This is a genomic window from Thalassospiraceae bacterium LMO-SO8 (assembly GCA_031655335.1).
In the GTDB taxonomy this organism is placed as follows: domain Bacteria; phylum Pseudomonadota; class Alphaproteobacteria; order Rhodospirillales; family Casp-alpha2; genus UBA1479.
Window position 1 is genome coordinate 744,502 of record CP134226.1, and the last position, 12,043, is coordinate 756,544.

The window sequence follows — 12,043 nt, forward strand, 5'->3', positions numbered from 1 at the left end:
CAGGACCAGCCCATGCCCATGATTTCCGTCAACGGTGAAACCCTGCATTACCGCCAGGCCGGCAGCGGCCCGACGCTGCTGATGCTGCACAGCCTGGGCACCAACGGCTATCTGTGGGAAGGGCAGATCGCGGCATTGAAGGACAAGTTCACCTGTGTGGCGCTCGACGCCCGCGGTCATGGCCGCTCGTCCAACCGGGGCGGCGTGACCATGCAGGCGGTGGCCGAGGATGCCCATGCGCTGTTGACGGAACTGGGCCTGCTGCCCGCGCACGTCATGGGAATTTCCATGGGCGGGCTGCAATGCGCGCGCCTGCACGCCCTGGCCCCCAATGACGTGCTGTCCATCGTCTACGCCGACAGCTTCGCCTTCATGGGCGAGGCGGGGCCGGAGCGGATTGCGGGCATGGAAGCCAAGATGGCGACCATGACCATGACCGAATTCGCCAAGGACTATGCCGACAGCACCCTGCTGCCGACGACGGGCACGGCCCACCACCAGGCCCTGGTCGCCGCCATCACCGGCATGACCAAGGACGATTACCTGGACGCCGTGCGCTCCGTGTTCACCGAAGACGTGCGCGCGCAATTGCAGGGCATCGACAAGCCCATGCACATCGTCACCGGCGACCAGGACCAGCGCACCCCGCTGGCGGCGGCGGAAAGCGTCCAGGCCCTGGTCAAGGGATCGACGCTCGAGGCCATTCCGAATGCGGCGCATCTGTCGAACATCGACAATCCGGCCGGCTTCATGGCCGCCGTGGGGCCTTTCCTCGAGCGCGTTCGGAGATAGCAGCCCCCTTGGCCCCCCTTGGGCCACCTTGTTTTCCCCCGCCCGACACCCGTTAATGGTGCATTCTATTATATTCATTGCGTTCCCGGCAGGTGGTTTTTATTAATGACCCTGCCTTGAGGAACCCGCCGGAAAGCAACTCTTCTTAATGTCTGAACGCTCGGACGACGACGTCCTTAAATCTGTTCTGGAAGGCAGCCCGATCGGTGCGGCCATCCTCGACGTCGCAAGCGGCAAGCGCCTGTTCGTGAACAGCCGTCTCGTCACTATGTTCGGCGCCGCGTCGGCCGACGACCTCCTGAACAACGACATTCGGGACACCTGGGTCGACCCCGACGCTTTCACCGCCTCCTACACGCAGTTCAGCAAGGGCGAACTGTTGGTGAACGTTGAATCGGAACGCAGACGTTTCGACGGAACCAAGTGGTGGGTGCTGATGAACACGCAGCCCATTACCTTTGAATCCCGAAAGGCCGGCATTGTCTGGCACATCGACATTTCAGACCGCAAGAACGCGGAAGCGCAAATTCTCCAGGCCAAAAAAGAGGCTGAGGACGCCAGTCACGCGAAATCTGATTTCCTCGCCCATGTCAGCCACGAGTTGCGCACGCCGCTGAACAGCATCCTCGGGTTTTCCCAGATGCTGTCCACCGAGTCCGCCACCGGCATCAATCCCGCCAACCGGATCGAATACGCCAAGAACATCTTTGCGTCGGGCGGGCTTCTCCTGGGAATCATCAACGATATTCTCGATTTATCGAAGATCGAAGCCGGGGAATTCGAACTGGACCGATCCGCGTTCGACATCAATGACGTTCTCACGACCGCACAACAGATGATGAACAGTTTGGCGGAACTGGACGGCATCACCATGAACTATGCGCCGTCCGCCGACCCGATCTCTCTTTTCGCGGACAAGCGCGTGGTGACGCAAATCATCGTCAACCTGTTGTCCAACGCCATCAAGTTCAACAACAAGCACGGATGCGTGACGCTTGCCGCCTCCGTTCTGCCCGACGGCGGCCGATCGATCACCGTCACGGATACGGGGATCGGTATCGCCAAGGACGATTTCCCGAGGGTTCTCGCCCCGTTCGGGCAGGTCCGCACCAGTTCGCACCGGGCCTATGGGGGCACCGGCCTGGGTCTTTCCCTGTCGAAATACCTGGTGGAACTGCACGGCGGTGCCCTTCACCTGTCCAGCACGCTGGGCCAGGGCACGACGGTCGAGATCACGTTCCCGCCGGCGCCTTAACGGCCCCCTCCGTTCCGAATAGGAGACCCGCGCAGATCGTTGATCCGTTCGCCATTCGAATCTAGTAAGGTGCCGCGCTTTCCATCCCACAGATCAGGTTTCCCCCTCCCTTGGCACCTCCCATTCTCCATCTTCGCGACATCGATCTGACCTTCGGCGGCACGCCCCTGCTGGAAGGGGCGGAGCTTGCCGTCATGCGCGGCGACCGCCTGTGCCTGGTCGGGCGCAACGGGTCCGGCAAGTCGACCCTGCTGAAGATCGCGGGCGGGCTGATCCAGCCCGACCGGGGCGAGATCTTCGTGCAGCCGGGGGCGACGGTGCGCTATCTGGCGCAGGAACCGGACCTGTCCGGCCATGCCACGACGCTTGATTATGTCGAGGACGGCCTAGCGCCGGGCGACGATCCCTATCGGGCGCAATACCTGCTGGACCTTCTTGGCCTGACGGGGCAGGAAACTCCCGGCCATCTGTCCGGCGGCGAGGCCCGGCGCGCGGCCCTGGCCCGGGCGCTCGCGCCCAAGCCCGATATCCTGCTGCTGGACGAGCCGACCAACCACCTGGACCTCCCCGCCATCGCCTGGCTGGAAAGGGAACTCAAATCCCTGCCGTCGGCGATCGTCATGATCAGCCACGACCGCCGGTTCCTGGAAACCCTGTCGCGCGCGACCCTGTGGCTCGACCGGGGCGAGGTCAAACGCCTTGAACAGGGATTTTCCGCGTTCGAGGAATGGCGCGACACGCTGCTGGAACAGGAAAGCACGGCCCGTCACAAGCTCGACCGCAAGATCGCCGCCGAAACCCACTGGTTGATCCACGGTGTCACGGCCCGGCGCAAGCGCAACCAGCGCAGGCTCGGCAACCTGATGGACATGCGTCAGCAGAAGCGCGAGTTGCGCCAGGTGGCGGGCGAGGTCAAGCTGGCCGCCGCCCAGGGCGAAACCTCGGGCAAGCTGGTGATCGACGCCGAAGACATCACCAAGGCTTACGGCGAGCGCACCCTGATTGACGGCTTTTCCACCCGCATCCTGCGCGGCGACCGGGTCGGCATCATCGGGCCCAACGGGGCCGGCAAGACGACCCTGCTGAACATCCTGACCGGCCAGGCCGCCCCCGACACGGGCAAAGTCAAGGTCGGCGTATCGGTCGAGATGGTGACGCTCGACCAGAAACGCGAAAGCCTGAACCCCCGGACCAGCCTGTCCGACGCCCTGACCGACGGCAGCGGCGATACGGTGTCCGTCGGCGGCGAGCCACGCCACGTCATCAGCTACATGAAGGACTTTCTGTTCCTGCCCGAACAGGCGCCGACGCCGATCGGCGAGTTGTCGGGCGGCGAGCGCGGGCGGCTGATGCTGGCCCGGGCATTGGCCCGCCCGTCCAACCTTCTGGTGCTCGACGAGCCGACCAACGACCTGGACCTGGAAACCCTCGACCTGTTGCAGGAAATGCTGGCCGATTACGAAGGCGCGGTGCTGCTGGTCAGCCACGACCGCGATTTCATCGACCGGGTCGTGACCTCGGTCATCGCTTGGGAAGGCGAAGGCCAGTGGCGCGAATACCCCGGCGGCTATTCCGACATGCTGGCCCAGCGCGGCGAGGCGCCGCTGCGCGACAAGCCGAAAAAGGACAAGGGATCGGCGAAGAACGCTCCCGCGCCGTCCTCACCCGCTGCGCCGAAGGAAAAACGCAAGCTGTCCTTCAAGGACAGCCACGCGCTGAAAATCCTGCCCGACCGCATGGCCAAGCTTGAGGAAGAGATCGCAGGCCACAAGAAGGTCCTGGCCGACCCCAACCTGTTCGCCAAGGATGCCCGGCGGTTCACCGATACGGCGGCGGCTTTGACAAAGGCCGAGGCAAAGCTGGCCACCCTGGAAGAAGAGTGGCTCGCCCTCGAACTCAAGCGCGAGGAAATCGAGGGCGGCGCATAAGCGTCCTTACTGCACCGGCTGCATGCGCCCGGTGTGGCGATCGACCGAGAACTTGCGGACCAGGGAATTATCCTTGGTCACGACCTCGGCCTCGATGGTGTCGCCGTCCTTTTCCGTGACCTTGCCGACCTTCAGGTTGGGATTGCGGGTCCAGGCCACGCGCTGTTCCATCATCTTCTTGACGTCATCGGCCTTGAGGTCGCGGTCGAGCGCCTGCGCCCCGCCGCAGCCGCCCATCATGCCGTAGCCGGGTCCCATCATCATACCGGGTCCCATCATCATGCCGGGCCCCATGCCCATGCCGGACCCCATGCCCATGCCGGGGCCCATCATCATCCCGGGACCCATCATCGGCATCTGGCCGCCGTAGCCGTATCCCATTCCCGGCCCCATCATCATGCCGGACCCCATGCCCATTCCATAGCCCATCATGGGCATCTGGCCCTGATAGCCCTGGCCCATCATGCCGCGCCCCATCATGGGCATGTCGTCCCGGTCGCCGGACACACCCGGGCCATGCGCCAAAGCCTCGCCAGCGGAAAGAAGGCCGAGAGCACCGATCAGCGCCAAGGCCGTCTTCATACCTGTCGTCTTCATCTCTTCACCCTTTCATTGCCTTGGGAACGATCCTTCCCATTTGGCAATCGTAAGGTGTTGGCGAAGGATTTTCGTTGACCTGCGTCAAGTCGCCGGACGACCGGGGCAATTACGAGCCCGTGCGGGGGCGGGGGGATGCAATGCGATCGACGCCGGCTTTGGGCGTCTCGGCCTTCGCGGCCTCGATTTCGGCGCGGGGATCCTCGAAGGTGTACTTGCGAATCGCCTTTTTCAGATCCTGCATCAGCTGGATGCCGATCTCGCCGCCGTCGCCGGTGATCTTGTCGCGGAACACGCTGCGCATGGTATCGACATGGGCCTTGATGACCTTGACCGCGCGGTCCTCGGTCGGACAGGGCGCCTGGGTCATCTTGTACAGCATCTCGCCGACGTTGGTGATGATCGGGTAGCCGAAGGTTCCGCCCTGGCCGCGCAGTTCGTGGGCCAGCAGATTGATGTTCTTGAAATGGCGGGCACGCTGATCCACCGACTGCTGCAACGCGCGCTCACAGATGCTCGACAGGGTCGCCAGATAGCCCAACGCCCAATCATGGAATTCCAGGCCCTTGCGCTGAAGGTGCTCGTCCGCCGCCTGCAGGTGGCGCAACGGCAGTTCGCCCGGCGGGCTCATGCCCAGGCCGCCGACCTTTTCCTTCAGCTTGTTGGGCAGACGAAACAGGAAAACGTCGCCGTCATTTCGGGGGCGGCGCACACGGTCCGAGGAATAGACGATGGTCGCGTCCTTCTCGCTGATCCGGCGCCGGTCGTGGGGGGTCTTCAGGTCGCTCTTGCGATGCCGGTCCGGGCCGAAGTATTCGCGGGTGGCGACGAACTGTCGCGGAAAGTCGACGACTTCGAGCACACGGTTGCATACGGTCTGCGCGGAAAACGGCTTGGCCAGGAATTCGCTGGCGCCGCCGTCGCGCGCCTTCTCGACGTTCTCCGTGTCGGCGGCGCCGGACATCATGATGAAGGGCATGAAGCGGTTGGGGGATTCCTTGCCCTGACGAACCCACTTCAGCAGCAGATGCCCGTCGATCGGCGCCATCACAAGGTCGGAGATAATCATGTCCACGGGACAACCGTAAGGGCCGTGATGAGCGCTCAGGAACTCGATCGCCTCGACGCCGTTTTCCGCGGTGATGACCTGACCGGCCCCGAGGGTTTTCAGCACGTCCTGCAAAATCTTGAGTACGAAACGGTTGTCATCGACCAGAAGGAAGGTCAACCGCTCCAGATTGTATACACCCATTGCTTTTCATCGGAGGAAGAACACCCCCGCGCCACCGTCCAACATGTTGCTCACCCGTGACATTTCCCTTGGCGTCTTAAAGTTGCGCCTATTATCGCATTCTACTTAACTTGAATGATTAACAAAGCCAATAATATTTAAAATCAGACCATTAGAATGCCCTAATGATACAACCAATCCGTCATCCCCACAGGGCCGGGGCGGGCGGATGGATGCGCCCGCCCGCGAAGTCCAGGCCCGGCGCGCGGTCCTCACGCAGCAACAGGGGACCGTCCAGATCGACGACACGGGCCCGGCCCATCAAAAGCGTGGCCGGCGCCATCGCCAGCGATGTCGCAACCATGCAGCCGATCATCAGCCCGAACCCCCGCGCGCAGGCGGCATCGGCCAGATCGAGAGCCGCCGTCAGGCCGCCGGTCTTGTCCAGCTTCACGTTGACCATGTCATAGAGCCCGACAAGGCGGTCCAGATCCCGGACCGTGTGACAGCTTTCGTCGGCGCAGATCGGGATCGGGTAGGACAGGCCGCGCAGAATGTCGTCGCCATGGGCGGGCACCGGCTGTTCGAGCATCTCCACCCCCATCTCGGTCAGGAACGGCGCCAGGTTTTCGAGCCGGTGCAGGTCCCAGCCTTCGTTGGGATCGACGACCAGGCGCGCCTCGGGCGCGGCCTCGCGCACGGCGCCAAGGCGCGCGCGCACGTCGGCGCCGTCCAACTTGATCTTGAGCAGGGGCGCATTCTTGAGGCGGCGGGCCTGGATCGCCATGTCCTGAGGGCTGGCGATGCCGATGGTTTCCGCCGTCACCGCGGGCAACGGCTCCGGCAGGCCGGCCAGATCCCAGGCGCGGCGGCCCGCCTGCTTGCATTCCAGATCCCACAGGGCGCAGTCGACGGCGTTGCGCGCGGCCCCCGCCGGAAGAAGGTCAAGCAGGTCGCGGCGGCCGATGCCCTCGGCCACGGCGTCCGCGACCTCGGCAATCTGGTGGATCACGCTGTCGACCGTTTCACCGTAATGCGTATAGGGCACGCATTCGCCGCGCCCGGCCCGTCCGTCCGCGTCCTCGACCTCGCAGACGACGACCCGGGCTTCGGTCTTGACCCCGCGCGAGATGGCGAAGGGGCGGGCGAGCGGCCAGCCCTGGTCGACGGCGGACAGGCGGCGCGCCCCCGCCACGGTCACAGCTTCTCGACGGCGTCGACGATGGCCGCGACGCCCGTGCGCACCGCATCGACGGCGGGCAGATTGAGACGTTCTGAAATCTCGGCCAGATAGGCCGTGGCCCGCGCCGCGTCCATGGAACTGGTGTTCACGGACACGCCGACGACCCTGGCATCGGGCTCGAACATGCGGGCCATGCGCTCGTTGACGTCGATGCAGTCTTCCAATGACGGCACGGGCACGCCGGGCGTGCCGCGCATTTCCAGCCGCGCCGCGTCGTGGCACAGCACCAGGGCATGGGGCCTGGCGCCATGGATCAGGCCCAGGGTGACCCCGGAATAAGAGGCATGGAACAGCGACCCCTGGCCCTCGACCACGTCCCAATGGTCCGGGTCGTTCCCCGGTGTCAGCCATTCGGCGGCGCCGGCGATGAAATCAGCGACCACGGCGTCGACGGACGCCCCGTCGCCGGCGATGAAGATGCCGGTCTGGCCGGTGGCGCGGAAATCGGCCTTCATGCCGCGGGCCTTCATCTCCCGCTCGATGGCGAGGGAGGTGAACATCTTGCCCACGGACACGTCCGTGCCCACAGTCAACAGCCGCCGGCCCGACCGGGCCTGGCCCGAGGCCACGTCGAAATCGCGCGACGGATGGCGGGCGTCGGTCAGTTTCCGGCCGTGCTTCGCCGCCGCCTCGGCGATGGCGGGCACGTCACGCAGCCGCCGATGCAGCCCAGCGGCTACGTCCATGCCCGCCGCGATGGCCTCGACAATGACGCCGACCCAATGGTCGGGGATCACCCCGCCCCGGTTGGCGACGCCGATGACCATGGTCTTGCAGCCGGCCTTGACCGCGTCGGCGATGGTCATGTCGGGGATGCCCAGATCGGCCTTGCACCCGGCCAGGCGAAGCTGGCCCCTGCACCATTCGGGCCGCCAATGAACGACCCCGATGGCGACCTTGGCCGCCAGTTGGTCCGGCGCGTCGCCGACGAACATCAGGTAGGGGGTCGCGAGTGCCATGGCGAATCTCCCGGCAGGTTCATCCAGGAAAAGAGCCTAGCACAGCCGGCCGCGGCGGAAAGAGGGTCAGCGTCCGGGCGAGTAATGGGCCAGGATGAACACGGCGGCGGCATGGGCGGCCAGGGCCACGGCGCGGCGCGCCTTGACGACCCGGCGCTTGATGGCGGCCTGGCGCGCGGCGCGTTGGGTCTCCAGATGGCCCGTGACCGTGCGCGCGACGTCGTAACCTTCCCGGTGGGCCTCCATGTAATGGCGGCGGCGGTGAAGGTCGAAATCCGGGTGGAAGTGAAACACCGTCATGGCCCGGCGCTTGCCGTCATAGGTTGAAAAAGCCAACACCTCTTCGGTGTCGATATCGTACTTGCGCACGACCAGAAGCGAGGCGTCGAGCCCGCGCTTGATGACGCGGATGCCGTCGCCGTAATCTTGCTCGAACTCGAAAAACCAGTCGCCGGGAAGAAAAGCGTTGGGAATTCCCGCAATGCCCGCGGTGGGGCGATCATTCCTGTCGGACATGGGCCTGTCGGACATGGGTGTCCGTCCTCCGGTGAAAGACAATGCCGGTCGCCCGGCATGGCCCTTTGAAGAAGCCTGCCTATCCCAGGAAGTGGCCTGCCATCGTGTCGTTTTTGGTTTGTTTGGTCGCTATCGGATCTTAAGGCCGGAAATGCGCGCAGCCGCCGCGCGGCGTTCCCACCTGAAGTCTTTCATACGCCCCCAGGGCGGATCACACAAAACGAAAATATTCCCCCGGCCGGACAGCCTGCGGATTCTCCCCGCAGGATGCCGGGAAAGCCCATGGAAGACCTTGAATCGACTGGAAAATGCCTGTCATGGCCAACCGGCGGAAATTTCCGCGGACCGTCCCCCGGCGGGCAAATCCTGTTGCGCGCCTGGGACCTATCCAGTACATCCGAGTCTCCCCTCCGGGCGCCGCCGGCCGGCGGCACGCCCCGCACCACGAAAAATCCGAGGATTCCGATGGCCTACGTCATTCCCCAGCCGCCCCAATCGTTTCTGCCCGTCGCCGGTACGGACGACCAGTTCCCTGTGCGCCGCGTCTATTGCGTGGGCCGCAACTATGCCGAACACGCCATCGAAATGGGCCACGACCCGGACCGCGAACCGCCGTTCTTTTTCATGAAATGCCCCGATAACCTGATGATCGGCGGCGGCGACTGGCCCTATCCGGTCGCCTCGAACGACGTCCACTGGGAACTGGAACTGGTTCTCGGCCTGAAATCCGGCGGCACGAACATTCCGGCGGCAGAGGCGCTCGACCATGTGTTCGGCTATGCCGTGGGCCTGGACATGACGCGCCGCGACCTGCAGGGCGAAGCCAAGAAAATGGGCCGGCCCTGGGACGTCGGCAAGGCGTTCGACCTTGCCGCCCCCTGCACGGCGATCCATCCCGCCGACAAGACCGGCCATCCGACCGCCGGGCGCATCTGGCTGGAGCGCAACGGCGAGGTTCGCCAGGACGGCGACCTCAACCAGATGATCTGGAAAATCCCGGAAATGATCGAATACCTGTCGGGCCTGTTCACCCTGGCGCCCGGCGACCTGATCTTCACCGGCACGCCCGCCGGTGTCGGCGCCGTGCAGCGCGGCGACGTGCTGAAGGGCGGGGTCGAGGGCGTGGACGAGTTGACCATCAAGGTCGTCTGACCGCGAATAGCGGCCCGAAACACAGACAAAAGGCGGGGGAAACGCGGTTTCTCCCGCCTTTTTCTTGGCTTGCCGCCCAGCCTGCCCTGCCCCAGTTTTGCCTGATTTCCGCCCTCCGGCGGCCCCGCTTTCATGGTCTCCTTTTCCCGCTTGGACGGAGAAAGGAGACCTATTATGGAGACCTTGAAAGCCCCCCTTGCCGCCTTCGCCGTGGCCCTGCCGTTGACGCTCACGGCTTTGGCCGCGGAAGCCATGTTCGACCTGCGCGATCTGTTCTGGGCGTTCTAGGAAGCGGTCGGGACGGCTACTTTCCGGGCCGCTTGAGGGCCAGGTACTGAGCCGCGATGGGCAACGCCTGATCCGCCTTCATCCCCGGTTTCATGCGCTCATCGTAGAGCATGCGCAGCATCCAACGGTCGGCCTCGGTCAGGTCGACATGGCGGCTGCTGTCCGAGAAAATCGAGAAGGTCAGCCCGTCGATATCGTTGACCAACCCCATGAGTTGGGTGATTTCCTCGGTCACACAGGCGCGCAGGAACACCTTGGGATCGACGCGCACGTTACCGTACTGAACCTGGGTCACGATTTCCGCCGGCACCGCCGCGTAACCGAAGGTCAACGCCCCCGTCTTGTTGATGCGCAGGCGCCCGTGGCAAAACCCCAGGCGCAGCATCTTTTCCGCATCGACGGCCTTGTAAACGCCGTTGGTGCGCTTTTCGATGACCGCCGGCAGCGACGCCTTGGGCCCGAAAAAAACCAGGACGTTGATGGGAATCTTGGAAACGTTGGGGACCAGGCGCTTTTCCTGGCGCATGACCTCGGAATACACCAGTTTCACCGGATGGCCGGTTTCCTTGGCGATATCGTCAAGCTGACGAACCACCAGTTCCTCGAACAAGGGCGGGTAGCCCTTGCCGATGATGGCGACGTTGATCGGGGCGACCCACTTGATGATGCGGGGAATGCGCTTTTCGTGTTCGGCGCCGAGCGCCACCCCTGCGAACGCCTTGATCAGGTCCGTGTTGGAAACGTTATCTTCGGCCCGCGCGGTCGTGACGGCGGCGACCGTCAGGACGCAGGCGATGATCAGAAGGCGTGCCGGAAAGCGCATGGCCCATCCTAACAAGGAAACGCCTAACGCACCATGTCGTCGATCAGGAAACCTTGGAACATGGTGATGCCGCAGGCATGCGCGGTCTTGATGGCGATTTCGTCATCGACCCGCGCCATGACCAGGACCGTGCCGCGCTGTTGCAGGCTTTGGATCGTTTCCTTGTACTTGGGCAGGGAATTTTCCGTGCCCGGCCGCCAGAACACCTTGGCCAGCTTGGCGCCTAGGCGCGGCAGGTCGATCACGCCCAGACTTTCCGGGATAATGGCGTCGATCGCGATGGTGCCGCCGTGGGAGGTGATCAGTTCCGACGCGGTCTGGAACTGATCCCAGTTCTGCAGGATGTTTTCCGCGCGGAATTCCAGGACGAGGCTCGACAGCGCCTTCGCCCCCTTTTCCAGGAGGTTCTGGAACGAGTGGGTGAACACGGTTTCCACGTTCAGGTTGAGGGACGCCTTGGAACGCTCCGGATTGACCTCGTCGAAGCATTCGATGAGCATCTGATCCAAGGACCGGGTCAGGTGCTGGAACACCAGGCCGGCGCCGCGGAAATCCACATTGGTCAGGATGTGCTGGCGGATCATCTCGACCGAGATGAAATATTCCTTCATGACCGGCATGGGCGGCTTGCCCGGCGTGATCACGACCGTCGCCTGCGAGCGGATGAAGTTGTCCGTGAACGCCTTCTTGCCCATCTTGCGCATGCCGTCGCGGACGACCTGGATGTCGCTTTCGCGCAGCGGCCGCGTCTCGCCCGTGCCGACGCCCGCTTCCTTGGCGCGGTCGTCGAAGGTTTCCAGGAATTTGATGGCGTTGCCGATGCGGCCCTGCAGATTGATGATGCGCAGCATCCGCGACTGGTCGATCTGGCTGAAATATTCCGGGAAATTCTGCTGAATGACGCGGATCAGGTCGACCTTGAGCTCCGACGTCCATTCCATCTGGTTATAGTCGTTGAGCTTCATCAAGAGCGCCGTGTCCGTATTGGTCAGGCGGTAGACCTCGGCGCCGCGCCGCTCGCGCGAGCGCTCGTAGGATTCATCGGTTTTCTTGCGAAGCTGCTTATCCTCTTCCTCGGTCATGCCGAGGGTGGAAAAACTGACCAGAATCAGATGATTGGGCTCTTCCGTCCCGCCTTTCCAATTCTTCAGTCGCGTCAGCAGCTTAAGATGCTCGCCGCCACCTGGGCTTGAATCAGCCATGAAATTTCCGGTCCATTTTCATCAATGGGCTTAATTTTGGTTCATACGATGTATTCC

At 63.7% G+C, this 12,043-nt stretch carries 11 protein-coding genes; 4 read left to right on the forward strand and 7 right to left on the reverse strand.

Features of this window, described 5'->3' with window-relative positions:
• The first annotated feature begins 12 nt into the window (after positions 1-12).
• From RJ527_03605 to RJ527_03615, 3 genes are all read left to right on the forward strand, one after another.
• Complete coding sequence (locus tag RJ527_03605; GenBank protein WND76836.1) at positions 13-792, forward strand: alpha/beta fold hydrolase; 780 nt, start codon at positions 13-15, stop codon at positions 790-792.
• Between the two features lie 148 nt (positions 793-940).
• Positions 941-2,047 (forward strand): ATP-binding protein, encoded by a 1,107-nt coding sequence (locus RJ527_03610; protein ID WND76837.1) that lies wholly within the window; start codon positions 941-943, stop codon positions 2,045-2,047.
• Positions 2,048-2,157: 110 nt separating this feature from the next.
• Positions 2,158-3,975 carry an ABC-F family ATP-binding cassette domain-containing protein gene (locus tag RJ527_03615; GenBank protein WND76838.1) on the forward strand — a complete coding sequence of 606 codons (1,818 nt, stop codon included), beginning with the start codon at positions 2,158-2,160 and terminating at the stop codon, positions 3,973-3,975.
• Positions 3,976-3,981: 6 nt separating this feature from the next.
• On the opposite strand, the gene RJ527_03620 is transcribed toward RJ527_03615, so the two are convergent.
• From RJ527_03620 to RJ527_03640, 5 genes are all read right to left on the reverse strand, one after another.
• Positions 3,982-4,572, reverse strand: a complete 591-nt coding sequence (locus RJ527_03620; protein WND76839.1) for a hypothetical protein — start codon at positions 4,570-4,572, stop codon at positions 3,982-3,984.
• Between the two features lie 109 nt (positions 4,573-4,681).
• On the reverse strand, positions 4,682-5,824 hold the full coding sequence (locus RJ527_03625) for a response regulator (GenBank protein WND76840.1): 1,143 nt from the start codon (positions 5,822-5,824) through the stop codon (positions 4,682-4,684).
• 181 nt (positions 5,825-6,005) lie between these two features.
• Complete coding sequence (gene dgcA / locus RJ527_03630) at positions 6,006-6,998, reverse strand: N-acetyl-D-Glu racemase DgcA (GenBank protein WND76841.1); 993 nt, start codon at positions 6,996-6,998, stop codon at positions 6,006-6,008.
• A 2-nt stretch (positions 6,999-7,000) separates the two neighbouring features.
• Entirely contained in the window at positions 7,001-8,005 is a 1,005-nt protein-coding gene (dgcN, locus tag RJ527_03635) for an N-acetyltransferase DgcN (protein ID WND76842.1), read from the reverse strand.
• Positions 8,006-8,071: 66 nt separating this feature from the next.
• Complete coding sequence (locus RJ527_03640) at positions 8,072-8,536, reverse strand: hypothetical protein (protein ID WND76843.1); 465 nt, start codon at positions 8,534-8,536, stop codon at positions 8,072-8,074.
• A 450-nt stretch (positions 8,537-8,986) separates the two neighbouring features.
• On the opposite strand from RJ527_03640, the gene RJ527_03645 reads away from it, so the two are divergent.
• Positions 8,987-9,673 carry a fumarylacetoacetate hydrolase family protein gene (locus RJ527_03645; GenBank protein ID WND76844.1) on the forward strand — a complete coding sequence of 229 codons (687 nt, stop codon included), beginning with the start codon at positions 8,987-8,989 and terminating at the stop codon, positions 9,671-9,673.
• 304 nt (positions 9,674-9,977) lie between these two features.
• Here RJ527_03645 and RJ527_03650 read toward each other — a convergent pair whose 3' ends face one another.
• Positions 9,978-10,784 (reverse strand): DUF2927 domain-containing protein, encoded by an 807-nt coding sequence (locus RJ527_03650; GenBank protein WND76845.1) that lies wholly within the window; start codon positions 10,782-10,784, stop codon positions 9,978-9,980.
• A 23-nt stretch (positions 10,785-10,807) separates the two neighbouring features.
• On the reverse strand, positions 10,808-11,986 hold the full coding sequence (locus tag RJ527_03655; GenBank protein ID WND76846.1) for a hypothetical protein: 1,179 nt from the start codon (positions 11,984-11,986) through the stop codon (positions 10,808-10,810).
• Between the last annotated feature and the right edge of the window lie 57 nt (positions 11,987-12,043).

Bases quoted from the DNA above. Each gene is read 5' to 3' on its own strand.
- RJ527_03605 (WND76836.1), top strand. From the start codon at position 13: ATGCCCATGATTTCCGTCAACGGTGAAACCCTGCATTACCGCCAGGCC.
- RJ527_03620 (WND76839.1), bottom strand. From the start codon at position 4,572: ATGAAGACGACAGGTATGAAGACGGCCTTGGCGCTGATCGGTGCTCTC.
- RJ527_03625 (WND76840.1), bottom strand. From the start codon at position 5,824: ATGGGTGTATACAATCTGGAGCGGTTGACCTTCCTTCTGGTCGATGAC.
- dgcN (WND76842.1), bottom strand. From the start codon at position 8,005: ATGGCACTCGCGACCCCCTACCTGATGTTCGTCGGCGACGCGCCGGAC.
- RJ527_03645 (WND76844.1), top strand. From the start codon at position 8,987: ATGGCCTACGTCATTCCCCAGCCGCCCCAATCGTTTCTGCCCGTCGCC.
- RJ527_03650 (WND76845.1), bottom strand. From the start codon at position 10,784: ATGCGCTTTCCGGCACGCCTTCTGATCATCGCCTGCGTCCTGACGGTC.
- RJ527_03655 (WND76846.1), bottom strand. From the start codon at position 11,986: ATGGCTGATTCAAGCCCAGGTGGCGGCGAGCATCTTAAGCTGCTGACG.
- RJ527_03640 (WND76843.1), bottom strand. From the start codon at position 8,536: ATGTCCGACAGGCCCATGTCCGACAGGAATGATCGCCCCACCGCGGGC.
- RJ527_03610 (WND76837.1), top strand. From the start codon at position 941: ATGTCTGAACGCTCGGACGACGACGTCCTTAAATCTGTTCTGGAAGGC.